The organism is Pseudooceanicola lipolyticus (assembly GCF_002786325.1).
GTDB lineage: Bacteria > Pseudomonadota > Alphaproteobacteria > Rhodobacterales > Rhodobacteraceae > Pseudooceanicola_C > Pseudooceanicola_C lipolyticus.
Map to the genome: position 1 here is coordinate 1 of NZ_PGTB01000058.1, position 23,324 is coordinate 23,324.

The 23,324-nt window shown below is 63.9% G+C and carries 17 protein-coding genes; 8 read left to right on the plus strand and 9 right to left on the minus strand.

The features are described from left to right. On the plus strand, positions 1-2,005 hold a 2,005-nt coding region (gene infB, locus CVM52_RS13900), incomplete at its 5' end, for a translation initiation factor IF-2 (RefSeq protein WP_100163097.1). A gap of 439 nt (positions 2,006-2,444) precedes the next feature. On the opposite strand, the gene mutT is transcribed toward infB, so the two are convergent. Genes mutT through CVM52_RS13920 form a run of 3 tightly spaced genes read right to left on the minus strand, consistent with a single transcriptional unit; the run spans position 2,445 to position 4,921 of the window. Next, positions 2,445-2,843, minus strand: coding sequence for an 8-oxo-dGTP diphosphatase MutT (mutT, locus tag CVM52_RS13910; RefSeq protein WP_100163098.1), 399 nt, complete (start codon positions 2,841-2,843; stop codon positions 2,445-2,447). Further along, positions 2,840-4,066 (minus strand): bifunctional glutamate N-acetyltransferase/amino-acid acetyltransferase ArgJ, encoded by a 1,227-nt coding sequence (gene argJ, locus CVM52_RS13915; RefSeq protein WP_100163099.1) that lies wholly within the window; start codon positions 4,064-4,066, stop codon positions 2,840-2,842. The genes mutT and argJ overlap by 4 nt, the downstream gene beginning before the upstream one ends. Before the next feature lie 3 nt (positions 4,067-4,069). Then, a complete protein-coding gene (locus tag CVM52_RS13920) occupies positions 4,070-4,921 on the minus strand; it encodes a peptidylprolyl isomerase (RefSeq protein ID WP_100163100.1) in 852 nt (283 codons plus the stop codon). A 175-nt stretch (positions 4,922-5,096) separates the two neighbouring features. Here CVM52_RS13920 and secA point away from each other — a divergent pair, with 175 nt between their 5' ends. The 3 genes from secA (at position 5,097) to CVM52_RS13935 (ending at position 10,485) form a co-directional block, all read left to right on the plus strand. Further along, positions 5,097-7,832 carry a preprotein translocase subunit SecA gene (gene secA / locus CVM52_RS13925; protein WP_100163101.1) on the plus strand — a complete coding sequence of 912 codons (2,736 nt, stop codon included), beginning with the start codon at positions 5,097-5,099 and terminating at the stop codon, positions 7,830-7,832. A gap of 92 nt (positions 7,833-7,924) precedes the next feature. Beyond that, positions 7,925-8,902: a hypothetical protein gene (locus tag CVM52_RS13930; protein WP_100163102.1), complete on the plus strand. Its 978-nt coding sequence runs from the start codon at positions 7,925-7,927 to the stop codon at positions 8,900-8,902. Positions 8,903-8,925: 23 nt separating this feature from the next. Further along, positions 8,926-10,485 (plus strand): phosphate ABC transporter substrate-binding/OmpA family protein, encoded by a 1,560-nt coding sequence (locus tag CVM52_RS13935; protein ID WP_100163103.1) that lies wholly within the window; start codon positions 8,926-8,928, stop codon positions 10,483-10,485. Between the two features lie 21 nt (positions 10,486-10,506). Here the strand turns inward: CVM52_RS13935 and radC are convergent, their stop codons facing one another. From radC to CVM52_RS13950, 3 genes are read right to left on the minus strand one after another with little or no spacing between them, the layout of a single operon-like run. Next, positions 10,507-11,262: a RadC family protein gene (gene radC / locus CVM52_RS13940; protein WP_100163104.1), complete on the minus strand. Its 756-nt coding sequence runs from the start codon at positions 11,260-11,262 to the stop codon at positions 10,507-10,509. A gap of 34 nt (positions 11,263-11,296) precedes the next feature. Continuing rightward, the gene (gene argE / locus CVM52_RS13945; RefSeq protein ID WP_100163105.1) at positions 11,297-12,460 is read right to left on the minus strand and encodes an acetylornithine deacetylase; all 1,164 of its coding nucleotides are present in this window, start codon (positions 12,458-12,460) and stop codon (positions 11,297-11,299) included. Then, the gene (locus tag CVM52_RS13950; protein WP_100163106.1) at positions 12,460-13,644 is read right to left on the minus strand and encodes a M24 family metallopeptidase; all 1,185 of its coding nucleotides are present in this window, start codon (positions 13,642-13,644) and stop codon (positions 12,460-12,462) included. The genes argE and CVM52_RS13950 overlap by 1 nt, the downstream gene beginning before the upstream one ends. A 228-nt stretch (positions 13,645-13,872) precedes the next feature. Between CVM52_RS13950 and CVM52_RS13955 the strand changes: the two genes are divergently transcribed. The 4 genes from CVM52_RS13955 to CVM52_RS13970 all read left to right on the plus strand — a co-directional run bounded on the left by CVM52_RS13955 (position 13,873) and on the right by CVM52_RS13970 (position 19,141). Next, on the plus strand, positions 13,873-14,976 hold the full coding sequence (locus CVM52_RS13955; protein WP_100163107.1) for an ABC transporter ATP-binding protein: 1,104 nt from the start codon (positions 13,873-13,875) through the stop codon (positions 14,974-14,976). A gap of 106 nt (positions 14,977-15,082) precedes the next feature. Next, positions 15,083-16,183, plus strand: coding sequence for an extracellular solute-binding protein (locus tag CVM52_RS13960; RefSeq protein ID WP_100163108.1), 1,101 nt, complete (start codon positions 15,083-15,085; stop codon positions 16,181-16,183). A gap of 103 nt (positions 16,184-16,286) precedes the next feature. Beyond that, positions 16,287-17,945, plus strand: a complete 1,659-nt coding sequence (locus tag CVM52_RS13965) for an ABC transporter permease (RefSeq protein WP_100163109.1) — start codon at positions 16,287-16,289, stop codon at positions 17,943-17,945. A 5-nt stretch (positions 17,946-17,950) separates the two neighbouring features. Beyond that, a complete protein-coding gene (locus CVM52_RS13970) occupies positions 17,951-19,141 on the plus strand; it encodes an ABC transporter permease (RefSeq protein ID WP_100163110.1) in 1,191 nt (396 codons plus the stop codon). Between the two features lie 10 nt (positions 19,142-19,151). Here CVM52_RS13970 and CVM52_RS13975 read toward each other — a convergent pair whose 3' ends face one another. The 3 genes from CVM52_RS13975 to CVM52_RS13985 all read right to left on the minus strand — a co-directional run. Further along, the gene (locus tag CVM52_RS13975; RefSeq protein ID WP_100163111.1) at positions 19,152-20,480 is read right to left on the minus strand and encodes a lytic murein transglycosylase; all 1,329 of its coding nucleotides are present in this window, start codon (positions 20,478-20,480) and stop codon (positions 19,152-19,154) included. Between the two features lie 173 nt (positions 20,481-20,653). Beyond that, positions 20,654-22,906, minus strand: a complete 2,253-nt coding sequence (rnr, locus tag CVM52_RS13980; RefSeq protein WP_100163112.1) for a ribonuclease R — start codon at positions 22,904-22,906, stop codon at positions 20,654-20,656. 31 nt (positions 22,907-22,937) lie between these two features. Beyond that, positions 22,938-23,324, minus strand: a 387-nt coding sequence (locus tag CVM52_RS13985; protein ID WP_100163114.1) for a TIGR04282 family arsenosugar biosynthesis glycosyltransferase, incomplete at its 5' end; no start/stop codon positions are given.

Sequence of the window (23,324 nt, forward strand, 5' to 3'; positions counted from 1 at the left end):
CGAGGCGCCGCGCAGCAAGCCCGCCAGCCCCGCGCCCTCGCGCAAGGAGATGGACAATGACCGCGACCAGCGGTCGAACCGTGGCAAGGGCCGCGACGATGGCCGCCGCGCCGGCAAGCTGACGCTGAACCAGGCTCTGTCCGGTGGCGAAGGCGGGCGGCAGCGGTCGATGGCCGCGATGAAGCGCAAGCAGGAGCGCGCCCGCCAGAAGGCGATGGGTGGCCCGGTCGAGCGCGAAAAGGTCGTGCGCGACGTGCAGGTGCCCGAGGCGATCATGGTGTCGGAGCTGGCCAACCGCATGGCCGAGCGTGTCGCCGACGTGGTCAAGGCGCTGATGCAGAACGGCATGATGGTCACCCAGAACCAGTCCATCGACGCCGATACCGCCGAACTGATCATCGAGGAATTCGGCCACAAGATCGTCCGCGTGTCGGATTCCGACGTGGAACAGGTGATCCAGACCGAAGAGGACAAGCCCGAGGATCTGGTCTCGCGCCCGCCGGTCATCACGATCATGGGCCATGTCGACCACGGCAAAACCTCGCTGCTGGACGCGATCCGCAACGCCAAGGTGGTTTCGGGCGAGGCCGGTGGCATCACCCAGCATATCGGCGCCTACCAGGTGACCACCGATGGCGGGCAGGTGCTGACCTTCCTCGACACGCCGGGCCACGCTGCCTTTACCTCGATGCGGTCGCGCGGTGCGCAGGTTACCGATATCGTGGTGCTGGTGGTGGCCGCCGATGACGCGGTGATGCCGCAGACGGTCGAGGCGATCAACCACGCCAAGGCGGCCGGAGTGCCGATGATCGTGGCGATCAACAAGGTCGACAAGCCGGATGCGAACCCGCAAAAGGTGCGCACCGACCTGCTGCAACACGAAGTCATCGTCGAAGAGATGTCGGGCGAGGTGCAGGATGTCGAAGTTTCGGCCCATACCGGGCAGGGGCTGGACGATCTGCTGGAAGCAATTGCGCTGCAGGCCGAGCTCCTGGAACTGAAGGCCAACCCCGAACGGTCGGCCCAGGGTGCGGTGATCGAAGCACAGCTGGATGTGGGCCGCGGCCCGGTGGCCACGGTTCTGGTTCAGAACGGCACGCTGCGCCAGGGCGATATCTTTGTCGTCGGCGAACAGTGGGGCAAGGTCCGCGCGATGGAGAACGACAAGGGCGAGCGCGTCAAAGAGGCGGGCCCGTCGGTGCCGGTCGAGGTGCTGGGCCTGAACGGCACGCCCGAGGCGGGCGATGTGCTGAACGTGGTGGAAACCGAGGCACAGGCGCGCGAGATCGCGGAATATCGCGAAAGCGCCGCCAAGGAGAAACGCGCCGCAGCCGGGGCCGCAACCACGCTTGAACAGCTGATGGCCAAGGCCAAGGAAGACGAGAACGTCGCCGAACTGCCAATTCTGGTGAAGGCCGACGTGCAGGGCTCGGCCGAGGCGATCGTTCAGGCGATGGAAAAGATCGGCAACGAGGAAGTGCGCGTTCGCGTGCTTCACTCCGGGGTTGGCGCCATCACCGAAACCGATGTCGGCCTGGCCGAAGCTTCGGGTGCGCCGATCATGGGCTTCAACGTCCGGGCCAATGCCTCGGCACGCAACACCGCCAACCAGAAGGGTGTGGAGATCCGGTATTATTCGGTGATCTACGACCTGGTCGACGATGTGAAGAAAGCCGCCAGCGGCCTGCTGAGCGCCGAGATCCGCGAAAACTTCATCGGCTATGCCGAGATCAAGGAAGTGTTCAAGGTGTCGGGCGTCGGCAAGGTGGCGGGCTGTCTGGTGACCGAAGGTGTGGCGCGACGCTCGGCCGGTGTGCGTCTGCTGCGCGACAACGTGGTGATCCACGAAGGCACGCTGAAGACGCTGAAACGCTTCAAGGACGAAGTGTCCGAAGTGCAGTCGGGTCAGGAATGCGGCATGGCATTCGAGAATTATGACGATATCCGCCCGAAGGATGTGATCGAGATATTCGAGCGGGAAGAAGTCGAACGCAATCTCGACTGATTTGCGACAATCCAAAGAAATCCCGGCGCTTGCGCCGGGATTTTTTACGCAGCGTTAACTTCTGATGCGGAATCAAAAAAAGGCACGGTGGCGTACCGTGCCTTTTTACTTCCAGTGCCGTAAGGGCTTAGGCCGCTTTGGTGACCGGCTGACCCTTATAGATGGTATTGCCAACCCGTACCGAAATCTTTCCGTCCGGGAAGGTCTTTACCAGCATTCCCTGGACAGAAACACAAGTTCCAACCGTGATAGTACGTAGCATGATGTCCAATCCTCCCCAAAGGAAAAGAGACGCTTTCAGTGTTGTACAAATTTATTGTCAAATTCTTAATTTGGCGAGACAAAGTTTCGTACAAATTTGATCAAAATTCCGGCATACTGTGCTATCTTGCTTCTCGGAAAGGCAATTTGTGAACGATTCGGCGAAATTCCGCCGGCGTCACAACCAGTCCCGAAGCACCGGGATCAGCGGAATGTCCGCCGGTGGCATCTCGTAGTCGCGGAGATTCGCTGCGCGTACCCATGCCAGGCGCTGGCCCTCGCGTGATGTGGGGATCCCCTCCCATTTGCGGCAGGCAAACAGCGGCATCAGCAGATGGAACGCGTCATAGCTGTGGCTGGCAAAGGTCAGCGGCGCCAGGCACGACGCCCAGGTGTTGATCCCTAGTTCTTCCTGCAACTCGCGGATCAACGCGGCTTCGGGCGTTTCGCCCGGTTCAACCTTGCCGCCGGGAAATTCCCACAGCCCCGCCATCGACTTGCCTTCGGGGCGCTGCGCCAACAGCACCCGCCCGTCGATATCGATCAGGGCGGCTGCGGCCACCAGAACCGTTTTCACGACCGGTAATCCGCGTTGATGTCGATATAGCCATGCGTCAGGTCGCAGGTCCAGACCGTGGCCTTGCCCTGCCCCAGGCCGATTTCGACCTCGATCACCAGTTCCTGGCCCTTCATATAGGCCGCGGCTTCGGCCTCGGAATAATCCGGGCTGACCCAGCCTTTCTCGGCCACCAGGATGTCGCCAAAGCGGATGCCCAGCAGATCGCGGTCAGCCGGGGCACCGGATTTGCCGATGGCCATGACGATACGGCCCCAGTTCGGGTCTTCCCCGGCGATGGCGGTCTTGACCAGCGGCGAATTGGCAATCGCCATGGCATGGGTCTTGGCATCGGCATCCGAGGTCGCGCCGGTCACCCGTATCTCGACAAACTTGCTGGCGCCTTCGCCGTCGCGCGCCACCTGCTGGGCAAGATCCAGCAGCACTTCGTGCAGTGCCGACTCGAATGTCGCATCGCTGGTGGCATCGACGCCGGACGCCCCGGTGGCGCACAGCATCAGGCTGTCCGAGGTCGAGGTGTCGCTGTCGACGGTGACGCAATTGAAAGTGGTATCGGCATGCGCCGCCAGCAGGCGTTGCAGCGTCGCCTGCTCCACCCTGGCATCGGTAAAGACATAGGACAGCATGGTTGCCATGTCGGGCGCGATCATGCCCGAGCCCTTGGCGATCCCGGCGATGGACACGGTTTTACCGTCGATTTCAACCTGGCGTACCGCACCTTTCGGAAAGGTATCGGTGGTCATGATCGCCTTGGCCGCCGCAGTCATGCCGCCGGCCTCGGCCGAGGCGGTCAGGTCTTCCAGCTTGGCGATGATCTTCTCATGCGGCAGCGGCTCGCCGATCACCCCGGTCGAGGCGGTGAACACCCGCGACTCGGGCAGGCCGGCCACCTCGGCCACCGCCCGGGTCAGTTCCGTCACCGACATCTGGCCGCGCTGGCCGGTAAAGGCATTGGCATTGCCGGAATTGACCAGGATCGCCGCGCCGCCGGAACTGTCGCCGCCAATCTTGGCCTGGCAATCCAGCACCGGAGCCGAGCGGGTGGCCGAGCGGGTGAACACGCCGGCCACCGAGGTGCCCGGATCCAGAAGCGCCAGCATCACGTCGGTTCGCCCGCTATAGCGCACGCCGGCGGCCACGGTGGCAAAACGGACCCCGCCGATCACAGGAAGATCGGGAAATTGTGCGGGGGCTAGCGGGGAAACCGGCAGCGCTTTGGCCATGGATCAGTTCCGGACGATGTCGAGATTCTGCAGGATCGCCGGGTCGAGATCCTCGATCTCGGGCCGTTCGATCTCGGCCGCGGCGGTCAGTTCTTCGACCTTCTGCTGCACCGCCTGCTGACGCAGGGTCTGGGCGATCTCGTCCTGCACGCTTTCCAGGGCCGGCGCTTCGGCCTGGCGCTTGTCATTCAGTTTGACCAGATGCCAGCCGAACTGGGTTTGCACCGGCTCCGAGACCTGGCCGGGTTCCAGCGCGACCACCGCCGCCTCAAATTCCGGCACCATGGCGCCGGGGCCGAACCAGCCCAACTCGCCGCCGCTGGGCCCGGATGGGCCGGTCGATTTGGCCTTGGCGGTTTCGGCAAAGTCGGCACCGCCGTCCAGTTCGGTCTTGATGGCGCTGGCCTCTTCCTGGGTTTCCACGAGAATGTGAGAGGCGTTGAACTCGTCGCCGCCAAACCCATCGCCATATTCGGCGTCATAGGCGGCCTGGATGTCCTCTTGGCTGGCGGCGTCGCTCATGATCGCTTCGATCTCTTCGGCGGCCAGCAGCGACCGGCGCTCGTTTTCCAGCGATAGGGTCACATGTTTGGGCGCTTCGTCGCCATGCGCCTGTTCCAGGGCGCTTTGCTGAATCAGCTGATCCAATATGGCGTTATACAGAACATCCGGCGGCAGCTGGCGGTATTGCTGCGGCAGGGTGGCGTGGGCGAGGATCATATGTCCAAGGGTGATTTCCGCGCCGTTCACACGGGCGACGACCGTGTCAGCATCGGGTTCGGCCATGGCCGGAACCGGCAGAGCCAGAGCCGCAGCCAGCCCCAGCGCCGGCAGAAATGTGAAACCTTTGGGCATGCAATCCCTCCTATTCCTGCGCCTCGACGGGGCGCGCCGTTGACACTCTCATACCTGCCCCTTACATCGCGGTGTGGCCTTGGCAGGGCCGGAGTTCGCCCCTGTATCTATGGGCAGAGCGAAGTGCGGGCAAGCCTGCGAAAACAACGATTACGTTAGATCGGCTGGAGAGATCATGCTGGGTATCGGAACACTCGCCAAAAAGGTGTTCGGCACACCGAACGACCGCCGGATCAAGGCAGTGCGCCCGCTGGTCGACAAGATCAACGCCCTGGAAGCCGATTTCGAACCGCTGAGCGATGACGATCTCAAGGCGAAGACCCAGGAATTGATCAAGCGCGCCAGCGACGGCGAAAGCCTGGACGACCTGCTGCCCGAAGCCTTTGCCAATTGCCGCGAGGCGGCGAAACGGGCGCTGGGCCTGCGTGCCTTCGACACGCAGCTGATGGGCGCGATCTTTCTGCATCAGGGCAACATCGCCGAACAGAAAACCGGCGAAGGCAAAACCCTGACCGCAACCTTTGCCGCCTATCTCAACGCGTTGTCCGGCAAGGGCGTGCACGTGGTCACGGTGAACGAATACCTGGCCAAGCGCGACGCAGAATGGATGGGCAAGGTCTATGGCGCGCTGGGCATGAAGGCCGGCGTGATCTGGTCGGAGATGCCCGCCGACGAGAAGTTGGCCGCCTATGAAAGCGACATCACCTTCGGCACCAATAACGAATTCGGCTTCGACTATCTGCGCGACAACATGAAGTCCGAGCTGAAGGACGTGTTCCAGAAGCATCATTACTTTGCCATCGTCGACGAGGTGGACTCGATCCTGATCGACGAGGCGCGGACGCCGCTGATTATCTCGGGCATGGCGCAGGACCGGTCGGACCTGTACCAGACCATCGACACCGTCATCCCGCAGCTGACCGACGAGCATTACACCATCGACGAAAAGCAACGCTCGGTCACCTTCACCGACGAGGGCAACGAGTTCCTCGAAGACCAGTTGAAGGCGCGGGGGATGCTGGAAGAGGATCAGACCCTCTACGATCCCGAAAGCACGACCATCGTGCACCACGTCAACCAGAGCCTGCGTGCGCACAAGCTGTTCCAGAAAGACAAGGATTACATCGTCCGCGACGGCAGCGTCGTGCTGGTCGATGAATTCACCGGCCGGATGATGCCGGGGCGGCGGCTGTCGGACGGGCTGCATCAGGCGATCGAGGCGAAAGAGGGCGTGCAGATCAAGCCCGAGAACGTGACCATGGCCTCGGTCACCTTCCAGAACTATTTCCGCCTGTACGACAAGCTGGCCGGCATGACCGGCACCGCGATCACCGAGGCCGAGGAATTCCAGGAGATCTATGGCCTGGGCGTGGTGGAAGTGCCCACCAACCTGCCGATCTCGCGCGTCGATGAAGACGACCAGGTCTATCGCACCGCGGTCGAGAAATACGAGGCGATGATCGCCGAGATCAAGAAGGCGCACGAGAAAGGCCAGCCGGTCTTGGTGGGCACCACCTCGATCGAAAAATCGGAAATGCTCAGCCAGATGCTGAAGAAAGAGTCGATTCCGCACAACGTGCTGAACGCCCGGCATCACGAGCAGGAGGCCAAGATCATTGCCGAGGCCGGGCGCCTGGGCGCGGTGACCATCGCCACCAACATGGCCGGGCGCGGCACCGACATCCAGCTGGGCGGCAATGTCGAAATGAAGGTGCTGGAAGCGCTGACCGAAAACCCCGAGGCCGATCCCGAACTGTTGCGCGCCGAGGAAGAGGCCAAGCACGCCGCCGAAAAGCAGAAGGTGCTGGAAGCCGGGGGCCTGTGTGTCATCGCCTCGGAACGGCATGAAAGCCGCCGTATCGACAACCAGCTGCGCGGCCGGTCCGGGCGCCAGGGTGATCCGGGCCGCACGGTGTTCTTTCTCAGCCTCGAAGACGACCTGATGCGCATCTTCGGGTCGGAACGGCTGGACAAGGTGCTGAAGACGCTGGGTATGAAAGAGGGCGAAGCCATCGTTCATCCCTGGGTCAACAAGTCGTTGGAGCGGGCGCAGGCCAAGGTCGAGGGCCGCCATTTCGACGCGCGCAAGCAGCTGCTGAAATTCGACGACGTGATGAACGACCAGCGCAAGGTGATCTTCCGCCAGCGCCGCGAGATCATGGAAGCCGAAGACGTTTCGGAAATTGCCGCCGACATGCGCAACCAGGTCATCGATGACCTGATCGACGAATTCATGCCGCCGAAAACCTATGCCGAACAGTGGGATACCGAGGGCCTGTATGCGCAGGTGATCGAAAAGCTGGGCATCGACGTGCCGGTGATGGAATGGGCCGCCGAAGATGGCGTGGACGATGACGAGATCCGCGAACGCCTGGCCAAGGCAGCCGACGAACATATGGCGAAAAAGGCCGCCTCTTTCGGTGTCGAGCAGATGCGCACCATCGAAAAACAGGTGTTGCTGGACACGATCGATACCAACTGGCGCGAACATCTGCTGACGCTGGAACACCTGCGTTCGGTGATCGGCTTTCGGGGCTACGCCCAGCGCGATCCGCTGAACGAATACAAGAACGAGGGCTTCCAGCTGTTCCAGAGCATGCTGGACAGCCTGCGCGAGGGCGTGACCCAGAAACTGGCCCATGTCCGCATCGTCAGCGAGGAAGAACAGCGGCGCATGTTGCAACAGTTGTTCGCCCAGCAGGCGCAGGAAGCAGGCCAGCCGATGGCCGCCGCGCAGCCGGTGCCGGCAGGTGCCGAAGCGGCCAGCCCGGCGCAGCCGGCGGCGGTGGATCAACCGGCGGTGGGCTTTGTCGAAGACGATCCGTCGACCTGGGGCAATCCGGGCCGGAACGAGAAATGCCCCTGCGGCAGCGGCAAGAAGTTCAAGCATTGTCACGGGCGTCTGGCCTGACGCCCTGCCTTTATCTCGCCTGAATGACTCCTAACCTTGGCCCGCTTTGGCTGAGATAGCTCAACCTGAACAACGCGAAGGCGGAGAGGGGTATGAGCAAAAAGGGTCTGTATGCAACTGCGGCAGGGACCGTGGCCTGTGCCTTGGCAATCGGCTATGTGATGCAGGAAACCGGTGAAATGCCGGGGACCAGGTCGGCCCCGGTGCTGGCCCCTGCGCCGGTCGAACAGGCCACGCTCGCCCCGCAACACGGCGTCAATGACCTGGATCTGGACGGCATCAGCCTGACCTCGGCGCCCAACACGCCGGATCTCGGGGACCTGCTGGACCCGATCGTCGGACTGGCTGCGTTCAACCCCAAAATCCCCGCCCAGGACATGCCTGGTCTGGAGACGCCGCAACTGGGCTGCGAGGTGAGCGCCAACGCCGCGCCGGCGCCAATGGCCTCGGTCGCGCTGTCCATCGACGCGCCCTGCAACCGCAACCAGCGGGTGACGATCCACCATACCGGCATGATGGTGACCGAAACCACCGATGAGGACGGGGCACTGAGCGCGACCTTTCCGGCGCTTAGCCCCAAGGCCGTGTTCATCGTGGAATTCGAGGATGGTATGGGCACCGTGGTCACCGCCGATGTGCCCGAGCTGAAAGAATTTGACCGCGTCGTGCTGCAATGGCAGGGCGATAGCGGCTTCCAGATCCACGCCCGCGAATTCGGCGCCGCCTATGGCACCCCGGGGCATGTCTGGTCGGGCGATAGGGCGCAGGCCGACGCGGGTGGCGCGGTGATGCAACTGGGCGCACGCGACACGCTGACCCCCTATCTGGCCGAGGTTTATACCTATCCCACCGGCAGCAGCCAGCGCGATGGCAGCGTGGCGTTGACGGTCGAGGCGGAAGTGACCGAGGTCAATTGCGGGCGCGACATCGCGGCGCAGACCATCGAACTGCGCGGCGGGATGTCGCCACAGACCCAGGATCTGGTGCTGTCGATGCCCGATTGCGCCGCCCGCGGCGATTTTCTGGTGTTGAATAATCTGCTGGATGACCTGAAAATCGCGGCCAAATAAACCGCGAAACGAACAGGCACTTCATGGCTTTCTACCGTGCGGCGGCCTTCGCCGCACTTTTTCTTTTCTCCTGTGCCGGCTGGCTGCGCGCACAGGATGTCACGCTGACATCGCGGGACGGCGCGGTCGAGGTTTCCGGAACGCTTCTGGGATATGATGGCGAATTCTACCGCGTCGATACCCGGTTCGGGGAACTGACCGTCGACGGCTCGGGCGTGTCCTGCGACGGTCCGGGCTGTCCCAACCTGTCGGATTTCGTGGCTGAGGTCGCCTTCTCCGGCTCGTCCACCATGGCCGAGCGGCTGCTGCCCGCGCTGGTCGAGGGGTTTGCCCTGAGCAATGGCTATCGCGCCGAACGCGTGGTGCTGGATGCGGATCATTTCGAATACCGGCTCAGCGCCGATGCAGCTGCAAGTACTCATGCGGTGTTCCGCTTTCGGGTGACAACCACCGATGAAGGCTTTGCCGACCTGCTGGCCAACGAGGCCGATGTGGTGATGGCCCTGCGCGAGGTGCGCCCGGCCGAACAGGAGCGCGCGCAAGAGGCGGGAATGGGCAACCTGGCCGACATTCCGCGCAGCCGGGTGGTGGCGCTGGACGCGATGGTGCCGGTGGTGGCGCCGGAGAACCCGGTGCGCCAGATTTCGACACCGGACCTGGCACGTGTCTTGGCCGGCGAGATCACCAACTGGGCCGACCTGGGCGGCCCCGATGCCCCCATCGGCCTGCACCTGCCGGATCCGGGTTCAGGGCTGGCGCAGGCGGCCGAGGATTACCTGTTGCGCCCCGGCGGGCTGGACCTGTCGCCCGAGGTGATCCGCCACCGGCTGAGCGGGGACATGGTGCAGGCGGTCGCGGCCGATCCCTTTGCCATCGGTCTGGCCTCGTATGCGGAAACCGGCGGCGCGCGGATGCTGACGCTCAGCGGCGGCTGCGGGTTCCGGCTGTCGGCGAACCGGCGCAGCATCAAGACCGAGGATTACCCGCTGACCGCGCCGATGTTCCTGTATCTGCCGGCGCGGCGGCTGCCCAAGGCCGGGCGCGAATTCTTGGCCTTTCTGCGCAGCCCCACCGCGCAGATCGTGATCCGCCGGGCCGGGTTCGTCGATCAGGCACCAGAGGAGGTCGGAGTGGATGTGCAGGGCGAACGCTTTGCCAATGCCATCCTGTCGGCAGGCCCCGAAGTGCCGCTGGACGAGCTCAAGCGCATGGTCAGGGTGCTGAAACCGATGGCGCGGCTGACCGTGTCCTTCCGGTTCGAGCCGGGATCGTCGCGCCCTGACGCCCAGTCGCGCGCCAATATCGCGCAACTGGCCAGTGCCCTCGAATCCGGCGATTACGATGGACGGCGGCTGGTCTTTGTCGGGTTCAGCGATGGCGAGGGCGCCGCCGACAGCAATCGGCGCATCGCCCTTGCCCGGGCCGAGGCGGTGCGCAACGCGGTGCTGGAGGTGGCCGAGGCCATGGATCCCGAGCGGCTGGACCTGGGGGTAGAGGCGTTTGGCGAGGCATTGCCGATGGCCTGCGACGACAGCGACTGGGGCCGCAAGGCCAACCGGCGGGTCGAGGTCTGGGTACAATAGCAGGGCAACCGCTCGGACGCCTTACAGCAGCCCCTGGCTGCGAAAGCTCAGCTCGCGCGATTTGCCGATGATCAGGTGATCGTGCAGCGTCAGGCCCAGCGCCTCGCAGGCGGCGTTGACCCGCTCGGTCATGGCGATATCCGCCTCGGACGGGGTTGGATCGCCCGAGGGGTGATTATGCACCAGGATCAGCGCCGAGGCATTCAGCGTCAGCGCCCGTTTCGCCACCTCGCGCGGATAGACCGGCACGTGATCGACGGTGCCGAGGGCCTGTTCCTCGTCGGCGATGAGGATGTTCTTGCGGTCCAGATACAGCACGCGAAACTGTTCGGTTTCGCGATGCGCCATGGTGGTGTGGCAATAATCCAGCACCGCGTCCCAGCTTGAGATCACGTGCCGCTGCAACACCCGTGCGCGGGCCATGCGATGGCTGGCGGCCTCGACGATTTTCAGGTCGGTGATCACCGCGAGCCCCACACCCTTGATCGTGGCCAGACGCTCGGGCGCGGCGGTGAGGACGCGGTTGAAATCGCCGAACTCGTCCAGCAAGGCGCGGGCCAGCGGCTTGACGTCGCTGCGCGGAGTCGACCGGAACAGCAGCAGTTCCAGCAATTCGTAATCTGGCATCGCCGCGGCGCCGCCTTCCATGAACCGCGCGCGCAGGCGTTTGCGGTGGCCGGCGATGTAGGAGGGCAACCGGCCATCCGGCAGCGGCGCCGGCTGGTCCGGGCCGAACAAGGACGGAAGCTTCTCCTGAAAGGCGGGTGGGCGTGACATGGCGCGATGCTGCGCCGGGACGGTGAATTATTGTTTAACGCACCAGGGTCTCGCCCAGCTTTTCCAGCATCGCAATACAGCTTTCCATCTGCTCGATACTGATGAATTCATCCGGTTTATGCGCCTGTTCGATCGAACCGGGGCCGCAGACCACCACCGATGTACCCATCTCCTGGAACAGGCCCGCCTCGGTCCCGAACGGCACCACATCGGCGCCATTTGCCCCGATTAGGGACATAACCAGGTCGCGCGCGGCGTTGGTGTCCAACACCTCCAGCCCCGCAACCTCGCCGATCACCTCGGTTTCGATATCGGCCTCGGGATGCACCGCGCGCATCGCCGGCAGCAGCTCGGACTCGATAAACCCGGTCACCGCGCCTTTGACGAAATCGACATCGCTGTTCTGTACCGGGCGCATTTCCCAATCGACCTCGGCCTTGCCGGCGATCACGTTATGCGCCACGCCGCCGCGGATGGCGCCGATGTTGATCGTGGTCCAGGGCGGCTGATAGCGGCTGGTCGGCGGCATCCGCTGCATCAGATCGGCGCGCAGCTCCATCAGGTGGGTGACATAGCGCACCGCGTATTCCGCCGCGTTCACCCCGCGTTCGGGGGCCGAGCCGTGCCCTTCCAGCCCGGAAAAGCGCACGGTGTATTCGCAACAGCCCTTGTGCCCCTCGATCAGCCTCATGTCGGTGGGTTCGCCGATGATCGCCATGGCCGGGCGGATGCCGCGCTGTTGCAGTTCCGGCACCAGGGCGCGGGCGCCAAGACAGCCGACCTCTTCATCGTAGGTAAAGGCAAAATGCAGCGGGCGGCGCAGATCCATCTGGCCGTACTCCCGTGCCATCGCCACTGCGGCGGCGATAAACCCCTTCATGTCGCAGGTGCCGCGCCCATAAAGGCGGCCGTCGCGTTCCAGCAGTTCGAAGGGATCGGTGGTCCAGTCCTGATCAGCCACCGGCACCACGTCGGTATGGCCCGACAGCAGCAACCCGCCTTCGCTCTGGTCGGGGCCCAGGGAGGCGAACAGGTTGGCCTTGGTGCCGGTGTCGTCCTGAAACAGTTCGACCCGTGCGCCGCAGTCGTCCAGGTGGTTGGCCAGATCGGCGATCAGTTCCAGATTGCTGTCTGCCGATACCGTCGGATAGGCGATCAGCCGTTGCAGGATGCCTAGCGTGTCTTCCAGTCGTGTCATCAGGGCTTAACAAACAGCTTTCTCGGCCGGTCGCAAAAGGTTTCCGCCGGGCCACTTTCGCGGATCAGGATGCTTTCGGTGATCTCCAGCCCCCATTCGTCCCGCCACAGGCCGGGCATGAAGTGAAAGGTCATGCCCGGTTCCAGCACGGTTTCGTCGCTGTTACGAAACGAAATGGTGCGCTCGCCCCAGTCCGGCGGATAGCTGAGCCCGATCGCATAGCCGCAGCGCCCTTCCTTTTCCACCCCAGCCTTTTTCAGCGCGCCGAACATGGCGCGCGCCACGTCGCAGGCGCGGTTGCCGGCGCGGGCGGCGTCGATCCCGGCTTCCAACCCTTCGGCCACGGCGCCCTCGGCATGCAGCAGGTCGGCCGGCGGCGTGCCCAGGAACAGGGTTCGGCAGAACGGCGCGTGATAGCGGCGATAGCAGCCGGAAATTTCGAAAAACGTCGCCTCGCCGCGGGCGAAGGGCCGCCCGTTCCAGGTGAGATGCGGCGCGGCGGCCTCTGCCCCCGAGGGCAGCATCGGCACGATCGCCGGATAATCGCCCCAGGCGCCGTCGACGCCGCGAATCGCATCGCGGTATATCTCGGCGACGATCTCATTCTTGGGCACACCCGGCCCGACCCGGTCCAGCAGACCGTCGATGATTTTTTCCGAGATCGCCGCCGCCTTGCGCATAAACCCGATCTCGGCCGGGGATTTCACCGTACGCAGGCGGTTGACCGACCCGGTGGCATCGCTCCAGGTGACCTGGGGCAGCGATGCGTTCAGCGTGTGCATCGCGCGGGCAGAGAAATAATAATTGTCCATTTCCACGCCGATCCGGCCCGAGCCGACCCCGCAATCGACCAACAGCATCGCCAGATCCTGCATCGGGTGCTTGTCGGTGGCCTGGACATAACCGTCGTCATAGCCCCGCACGCGGTCGTCCTCCATCCAGACGGTGCGATAGGCCCCGTAGGTGTCCATCATCCGGCCCCACCAGACCGGATCGGCATCCGGGAACACGATGACGGCCTGATGCACATAGAAGGACCAGCCGTCATACCCGGTCAGCCAGGCCTGGTTCGACGGGTCGCTGATCACCAATGCATCCAGGTTTGCCTGTTCCATCACCGCCCGGGTCCGGGCCAGGCGCGATTGGTATTCTTCACGGCTGAAGGGCAAATCGGTCGCTGGCATGTCTTTCTCCCGATTGAAGATTTCCCATCACCATACGCAGAAACGCTGCGGTCAAAATGCTTGTGATGCGGTTTCCGGCTTTTGCCCCCTGTTTTTGCAGGGTGACGCCCCGTAAACCCCCTGTTTTGCGCGCACATTCACAGAGCAGGTTGCAACACGGGCGCACTGTATGCTTACATTTGGGTACGAAACCACGGATCCAACCGCGGAAATCCAAGGGGAGCCGTTTTGGCTGAGACACAATCTTCAGACGCGTTCGTCGAATTCGAACGCGTGCAAAAAAGCTATGATGGCGAAACGCTCGTCGTCAAAGATTTGAACCTCGCATTGCCGAAAGGTGAATTTCTGACCATGCTGGGCCCCTCGGGGTCGGGCAAAACCACCTGCCTGATGATGCTGGCGGGGTTCGAAACCGCAACCCATGGCGATATCCGGTTGGACGGTGTCAGCATAAACAACATTCCGCCGCACAAACGCGGGATCGGCATGGTGTTTCAGAACTACGCGCTGTTCCCGCATATGACGGTGGCGGAAAACCTGTCTTTCCCGCTGGAAGTGCGCAAGCTGCCGAAGACCGAGCGCGAGCAGAAGGTCAAACGCGCGCTGGACATGGTGCAGATGGGCGATTTCGGCGGCCGCCGGCCGTCGCAACTGTCCGGCGGGCAGCAGCAGCGCATCGCCCTGGCGCGCGCGCTGGTGTTCGAGGCCGAGCTGGTGCTGATGGACGAACCGCTGGGCGCGCTGGATAAACAGCTGCGCGAACATATGCAGTTCGAGATCAAGCGTATCGCCGACGACCTGGGAATCACCGTGGTCTACGTGACCCACGACCAGACCGAGGCGCTGACCATGTCGGACCGGGTGGCGGTGTTCAACGATGGCCGGATTCAGCAGCTGGCGCCGCCAGACCAGCTGTACGAGGCGCCGCAGAACAGTTTCGTCGCCCAGTTCATCGGCGAGAACAACACGCTGGAAGGCGTGGTGAAAGAAATCACCAGCGACAAGGCGGTGGTGCAGCTGGATAACGGTGAATTGATCGACTGCAAGCCGGTCAACGTGACCAAGGCGGGCGAGCGCACCTTGGTGTCGATCCGCCCCGAACGGGTGGAGTACAACAAGGATCGCCTGCAGGAAGGCGCCCATACGCTGAAGGCCGAAGTGCTTGAATTCATCTATATGGGCGACATTTTCCGCACCCGGCTGAAAGTGGCAGGGAACACCAATTTTATCATCAAGACCCGGAATGCGCCGGATGTCGAACGGCTGAAACCGGGCCAGCAAATCGAGATCGGCTGGCTGCCCGAGGATTGCCGCGCGCTCGACGCGGTTTAGGTTTTCACAAGTTCGCCCGGATTTGCCGGGGGAATTGGAAAGAGCCGCATCGCTTCCATCCGTGGCGGCGGCTTGCATGCTAGAACGGATGAAACGGGAGATTACTATGAGATTCACCAAAACTCTGATGATGACGACATCCCTGGCCCTGCTGGCTGGTGGCGCGTCCGCTCAGGATCTGACTTTTGTCTCCTGGGGCGGTGCCTATCAGAACTCGCAGCAGAAGGCCTATGTCGAGCCGTGGCTGGCGCAGAATCCGGACGTGTCGGTCACCTGGGACGAAAGCTCGGCCGAGGCCGTGGCGCGCCTGCGGGCGATGAACGAGGCCGGTAACATCACCTGGGATCTGGTCGACGTGGTGGCGGCGGATGCGATTCGCCTGTGCGACGAAGGCCTGGCGATGGAGATCGACGCCGATGACATGCTGGCCGAGGCCCCGGACGGCACCTCGGCCGAGGATGACTTCGGCGACATGCTGGTCTCGGACTGCTTCATTCCGCAGATCGCGTATTCCACCACCTTCGGCTATCGCACCGACATGGTGCCCGATGGGGTCGAGCCGCCGAACGACATCTGCGACGTGTTCGATCTGGAAACCTATCCGGGCCAGCGCAGCCTGGAACGCCGGCCGATCAACAACATGGAATGGGCGCTGTATTGTGACGGCGTCGCCAAGGAAGACATCTATGACGTTCTGGCCACGCCCGAAGGTCAGGACCAGGCATTGGCCAAGCTGGACACCATCAAGGACAGCGTGGTCTGGTGGTCTGCCGGTGCCGACACGCCGCAGCTGCTGGCCGATGGCGAGATCTTCATGGGGTCGACCTATAACGGCCGCCTGTTCTCGGTCATTGTCGAGCAGGAACAGCCGGTTGGCATGATGTGGGACATGCAGGTGTTCGACCTTGACGGCTGGATCATCCCGACCGGCTTGAGCGACGAGAAGCTCGAAGCGGTGAAAGAGTTCGTCCATTTCGCCACCGACACCCAGCGCCTCGCCGACCAGGCGGCGTATATCTCCTATGGTCCGGCGCGCCAGTCCTCGGCACCGCTGGTGGGTCAGCACGCAGAACTGGGAATCGACATGGCGCCGCATATGCCGACCAACCCGGAAAACGCCACGAACACGCTGCTCTACAACTACGAGTTCTGGGCCGACTACCGTGACGATATCGACGCGAAATTCCAGGCCTGGCTGGCCCAGTAATCCGCGTCTTTACGCATAAACACCCGGACGGGCCGCAACCGCGGCCCGCCCTTTCCCGAACGGTTCCGACAGCGAACCGGAGCACCAAACCGACAGGGACGACATGAGCGACACGACGCATAGCGGCCCGATGCTGGCCGCAGACGGCAGACCGCTGAAACAGAGTCTGAACCGGGCTCTTCGCCGCCAGAAACTGCGCGCCCTGCTGCTGATCGCGCCATTGCTGACCTTCGTGCTGGTGACCTTCATCGCGCCGATCGCGGATATGCTGTTCCGCTCGGTGGAAAACCAGATCGTGTCGGAAACCCTGCCCAGCACCACCGAGGTCCTGCAAGACTGGGATCACACCGCCGGCGGAACGCCGGGCGAGGCGGTGTACCGGGCACTTTATTACGATCTTTACATCGCCGCCGAGGCCCGTCTGCATACTCGCCTGGGCACGCGGCTGAACTATGAATATACCGGCGTTTCCTCGCTGTTCCGCTCCACCGGCCGCGCGCTGGACGATCTTGGCGAACCCTATCAGGACATTCTGGAGGATCTCGACGACCGCTGGGGCGAGGGCGCGTTCTGGCACAGCCTGATGAGCGGCAGCGGCGCCGCCGCCGAGGATGTGATCGAATCCCACCGGCAGCGTCTGCAAGCGCTGGAAGGCGCGCGCCTGCCCGGCGATATCGGCTTTGCACCTTCGGCTGAAATTGCCGAATTGCTGCCGCTTACCACGTTTGCATACAGCGATTTTGCCGTCTTCACCGCGCTGATGGATGAGGATGTCGTTGCCGAGGAGGATCCCTGGGAAAGCGTTTATGCCGCCCTGGCCGAGGACCTTCGCGGCGCCGATGTTTCCGGCTATGCCGGCCCCGAGGCCGATGCGCTGCAAGCGGCGCAATCCGCGCTGGCCACCGCCGATCCGGTGGCCTATGCCGCGTTTTTCGAGGAGGAAGACCCCGACTGGGCCAATCCCGATATCTGGGCGACGATCCAGACCTATTCCAGCGAATATACCGGCGGGTATTTCCTGAACGCGGTTGACCTGCAGCTGACCCCGGAAGGTATCGAGGCGCGCCCCGAGGGGCAGCGCATCTATATGGTGCTGTTCCAGCGCACCATGTTCATGTCGCTTGCCATCACCTTTTCCTGCATCCTGCTGGGCTATCCGGTGGCCTGGCTGCTGGCCAACCTGCCGACGGCCAAAGCCAACCTGCTGATGATCCTGGTGCTGCTGCCATTCTGGACCTCGCTGCTGGTGCGCACATCGGCCTGGAAGGTGATGCTGCAACAGCAAGGGGTGATCAACGATGTGCTGGTCTGGCTGGGCCTGGTCAATGACGGCGCCCGACTGGTGATGATCAACAACCAGTTCGGCACCATCGTGGCGATGACGCATATCCTGCTGCCCTTCATGATCCTGCCGATGTATTCGGTGATGCAGACGATTCCGCCCAGTTACCTGCGCGCGGCGAAATCGCTGGGCGCCACCAACTGGACCGCGTTCTGGCGGGTCTACTTCCCGCAATCGGTGCCGGGAATCGGCGCTGGCTCGATCCTCGTCTTCATCCTGGCCATCGGCTATTACATCACCCCGGAAATTGTCGGCGGCCGCACCGGTACCTTCATCTCGAACCGGATTGCCTATCACATCTCCAGTTCACTCAACTGGGGTCTGGCGGCGGCGCTGGGCGCGATCCTGCTGGCGGTGGTCCTGCTGCTGTACTGGGCCTATGACCGCATCGTCGGCATCGACAACGTCAAGTTGGGATAACGGATATGAGCGAACTGGTCCTCACGGAATCCTACAAGAAATCGCCGCAGTTCCACGTCCCGGTTTCGGCCGCGGCGGGCGCCTTTGCCGGAATTTTCGTCGGCGCAGCGCAGGGCTCGACCCTGCTGGGTCTGGTGGGCGGCGCGGTGGTGCTGGCGTTGCTGGCCTTTGTCGCCGTCGAACTGGTGGGGCGCAGCAATGAAAAAGTACTGCGCTGGGCGATTCTCGCGCTGTTCGCGCTGGGCGGTCTGCTGTTTGGCGCGCTGCCGGGCCTGGTGGTGGGGGCGCTGTTCGGCTGGTTCTTCGGCTGGTTCATCTACTGGATCGGCTTCAACCGCTACCGCACGCCGCTGGTGCCCTATCTGACCAGCGGGCAGGTGTTGTGGTTCTACAGTTTCCGGGTGATCTGCGGCGCGATCTTCATCTTCTTGATCACCCCGATCCTGGTGGTGATGCCGCTCAGCTTCAATGCCGAAGATTTCTTCACGTTCACTCCGGAAATGCTCCGCTTTGACCCGGATGGCTATTCGCTGAAACATTACCGCGACTTCTTTACCAATTCGGACTGGCAGCAGGCGCTGTGGAACTCGATCAGCATCGCGCCGCTGGCCACCATCCTCTCGGTCAGCTTCGGCACCCTGGCCGCCATCGGCCTCAGCCAGCCGCATGTGCCGTTCCGCCGCGCCATCATGGCGATCCTGATCTCGCCGATGATCGTGCCGCTGATCATCTCGGCGGCGGGGATGTATTTCTTCTATTCGCGCCTCGGGTTGCAGGGCACCTATTTCGGCGTGGTGCTGGCCCATGCGGCGCTGGGCATTCCCTTTGTGATCATCACCGTGACTGCCACGCTGGTCGGTTTCGACCAGTCGCTGACCCGCGCCGCGGCGAATATGGGTGCCGACCCGGTGACCACCTTCTTCCGGGTGCAGATGCCGCTGATCCTGCCGGGGGTGATCTCGGGCGGGCTGTTTGCCTTCATCACCTCGTTCGACGAGGTGGTGGTGGTGCTGTTTGTCGGCTCGGCCGGGCAGAAAACCCTGCCCTGGCAGATGTTCATCGGCCTGCGCGAACAGATCAGCCCGACGATCCTGGCGGTGGCGACGATCCTGGTGGCGATCTCCATCGCGCTGCTGACCACGGTGGAACTGCTGCGCCGCCGGTCCGAACGGCTGCGGGGGATGAGCCCGGGCTAGGCCCGTTCGCCTATCGCAGCCGCTGCAACACCCGCAGCGAGGCGTAGCCATCGGGCATCAGCCCCTCGGCCATCTGATAGGCGCGCACCGCGTTCACCGTCAGCGGCCCGATCCGGCCGTCGATCTTCTGGGTGTCGAACCCCTTGGCGGTCAGGCGTTGCTGCAACTCCTGCCGCTCGGCAAAGGTCAGCGCCCGGTCGTCGCGCGGCCAGGCGCTGCGAATCGGAGCGCCACCCAGGATGCGGTCGGACAGGTGGCCGACGCCGATCACATAGGCATCGGCGGTGTTATAGCGCTCCAGCACCGCGAAATTGTCAAAGATCATGAAGGCCGCGCCCTGGCCGCCGGCGGGCAGCAGTATCGCCGCCGGACCGTGATTGGCCACCGCGGCGCCATCCGCGCCGCGCACGCCCAGTTGCGCCCACTCGGCGGGCGATTTGCGGATCTCGCGATTGGCCAGGGTAAAGTCAAAGCCGCGCGGCAGCACCACCTCGACGCCCCAGGGCTGGCCACGGGTCCAGCCGAAATGTTTCAGATAGGCGGCGGTCGAGGCCAGCGCATCGGTCGGGTCGTCCGACCAGATGTCGCGCCGGCCGTCGCCGGTGAAATCCACCGCATAGGACAGGAAGGAACTGGGCATGAACTGGGTATGCCCCATGGCCCCGGCCCAGCTGCCCCGCATCCGGTCCGGCGTCACATCCCCGGCCTGAAGAATTTTCAGCGCGGCGATCAGTTCGCCCTCGAAAAACGCCGCGCGGCGCCCCTCAAACGCCAGCGTGGCCAGCGAACGGATGGTGGCATCCGATCCGCGCACCGCGCCATAGGCGCTTTCCAACCCCCAGATCGCCAGCACCACCTGCTTTTCCACGCCATAGCGCGCTTCGATCGCGTCCAGCACCTGGCGGTGCTGGTTCAGCGCCGCGCGCCCGTTGGCGATGCGGTTGTCGGACACCGCGCTGTCCAGGTAATCCCAGATCGTCTTGGTGTATTCCGACTGGTTGCGGTCGCGGCGGATCGCCTCGGGATCGACGGTGAGGCCCTGAAAGGCGCGGTCGAACACCTCGGGGCGGATGCCTTCGGCGGTGGCGCGGCTGCGAAACGCCTCGATCCATGCGCGGAACTGTGCCGCGTCCCCCGTGGTTGCCATCGCGCTTGCCTCTGTCACTGCCGTGGCCGGCCGCGCCGCCGGCCGGAGCGAATGCAACACCGGCGCCGTGGCCAGTTGCACCATGTCCGCGCCGGGCCGAACCACCGGCCGGATCGAATGGGCCAGCGGATCCGCCGCCAGCCCGGAGGAAAGGAAAAGGCTCACCAGCCCACTGCCTGCCCAGAGTCGCATGTTTTGATCCTGCGTTTTCTGCTCTTTTGAACAGTGTAGCCGAAGGACGGACTTGTCAAAAGTCTGCAATCTGACCGGGTCGCGAAAATCCGCGAAGGCTGAAACATTGGCGTGAGCCTTCGTATCTACGCCGGCCCGGCCACCGCGCCGGTGCCCTTCCGATCCGGATCAGGTCAGCGCCGCCGCCGCGTCACCTTGCGCTTGGTCTTTTCCGCCTTGTACCCGGCGCGCGCCGGTTTGCGCCGGGGGCTGCGCCCGGCCGGCGAGGGCGCGCGCGGCAGCGGCTTGCCCTCCAGCGACAGCAATTCCAGTTCCAGCCCGCCGGTCACCGGCGTGGCCTGGGCCAGCCGCACGGTGACCCGCTGGCCGATGCCGATGGTCAGCCCGGTATCCGAGCCCATCAGGGTGGCGGCCTCCTGGTCGAAATGGAAATATTCCCGCCCCAGCGACCGGATCGGGATCAGCCCGTCGGCCCCGGTTTCGTCCAGCTTGACGAAGGCGCCAAAGCGGGCGATGCCGCTGATCCGCCCGGTAAATTCGTTGCCCACCCGCTCGGACAGATAGGCGGCCAGATAGCGATCGGTGGTGTCGCGTTCGGCCATCATCGACCGGCGTTCGGTATCCGAGATATGGATTGCGGTTTTCTCCAGCCGGTCGATCTCGTCCGGGCTCAACCCGTCCTTGCCCCAGCCATGGGCCGAAATCAGCGCCCGGTGCACGATCAGGTCGGCATAACGCCGGATCGGCGAGGTAAAATGCGCGTAATGTTGCAGCGCCAGGCCGAAATGGCCGAAATTCTGCGGGCTATAATAGGCCTGGGTCATCGACCTCAGCGTCGACAGGTTGATCAATTCGGCCTCGTCCGAGCCGGCGGCCTGGTTCAGCAGGCGGTTCAGGTGCTGGGTTTTCAACACCTGCCCCTTGGCCAGCGTGAATCCTGCCGCCTGCGCGGTTTCGCGCAGCGCGTCCAGTTTCTCGGGCGAGGGTTCCTCATGCACACGGAACAGCAGCGGCGATTGCTTGGCGAGCAGGGTTTCGGCGGCGCAGACATTGGCCAGCACCATGAATTCCTCGATCAGCCGGTGCGCGTCCAGCCGGTCGCGGAAATTCACCGACAGCACCTTGCCCTCGTCGCTTAGCACGATCTTGCGTTCCGGCAGGTCCAGATCCAGCGGCTGGCGCTGTTCGCGCGCGGTTTTCAGCGCCGCATAGGCGGCAAAAAGCGGCTTGAGAACAGGCTCTAACAGGGGTTCAGTCTTGTCATTCGGCGCGCCGTCCACGGCCTGCTGCACCTCTTGATAGTTCAGCGAGGCGGCCGAGCGCATCAGCGCGCGGTGGAACCGGTGATCGACCTTGTTGCCCTCTGCATCGATGCGGATGCGCAATGCGATCACCGCGCGCGGCACGCCCTCGTGCAGCGAACACAAATCGCCCGACAGCCGGTCGGGCAGCATCGGCACCACCCGGTCGGGAAAATAGCTGGAATTGCCGCGATTGCGGGCCTCGGCATCCAGCGCCGAGCCGGGGCGCACATAATGCGCCACATCGGCAATGGCGACCCAGATGATATGCCCGCCGGGGTTTTTCGGGTCGTCATCGGGCGCGGCATAGCAGGCATCGTCATGGTCGCGCGCATCGGCGGGGTCGATGGTCAGCAAGGGCAGGTCGCGCAGATCCTCGCGCCCTTTCAGCCCGGCGGGCTTGGCCTTGTCCGCCTCTTCGATGGCGGCGTCGGGGAAGTGATCGGGGATGCCGTGCTGATGAATCGCGATCAGCGATACCGCCTTGGGCGCGCTGGGGTCGCCCAGCCGGGTGACGATGCGGGCGCGGGCCAGGCCCAGGCGGCCCTTCGGCCCGGCCTGTTCGGCCTCGACCAATTCACCATCCTTGGCGCTCAGCGTGGCGCCGGCCTGCACCTGCCATTCATTGCTGCCGGACTTGTCCACCGGCACGATCCGCCCGCCTTCCGAACCCTTGCGGAAAATCCCCAAGATACGGCGCGGGTTGCTGCCGATGCGGCGGATCAGCCGGGCCTCGTAATTGTGGTCTTCCTCATGCACCACGCTCAGCTTGGCGAGGATGCGGTCGCCTTCGCCCAGGGCCGGGTCCGAGGCGCGGGGCACCACCAGAACGATGGGTTCCACCCCTTCGCCGTGCCATTCCAGCGGCCGCGCGAACAGGTCGCCATTGGCATCCGGTGCCTTGACCTGCAGCACGCTGACCGGCGGCAGGCGGTCGGGATCGCGATAGCTTTTTTTGCGCTTTTCCAGGTGGCCTTCGGCCTCGAGCTCTTTCAGCATCCGCTTGAGGTCAATCCGCGCCGCGCCCTTGATGCCGAAGGCCTTGGCGATATCGCGTTTCGAATTGAGGGTCGGGTTGGCGGCGATCCAGTCAAGGATCTCGGCCTTCGTGGGGATGCGGCTCATGTCATTCGCCTATCACGGCGCGCGGGGTCCGTCATTGCCAAAGTGCGGCGGCCCGGCGCAGATCGGTGGGTTCATCGACATCGGCCAGCGTGTCGGCAAACCCGATGCGCCAGCCCGACAGCGCCGCAACCGAGTCGGCCAGCGCGTGCGGCGTCGACCAGCGCGCCGCGCCGAACATGTCGGGCCGGGCCAGCGCGCCGCGTTTCACCCCCACCAGCCAAAAGCCGCCATCCTTGGCCGGCCCGAAAACGGCGTCATGGCGGCCCAGCAAGGTGAAAGCCCGGGCGATATGGGCGCGGCTGAGGCCGGGAATATCGGCCCCGATCACGCAAACCGGCGCGCGCGTGCGGACAGCAGCCTTGTCCGGCGCAATTGTGCGAGCGCTGGTGCCGGGGGTGAAACGTCTTGCCGTTCTTGG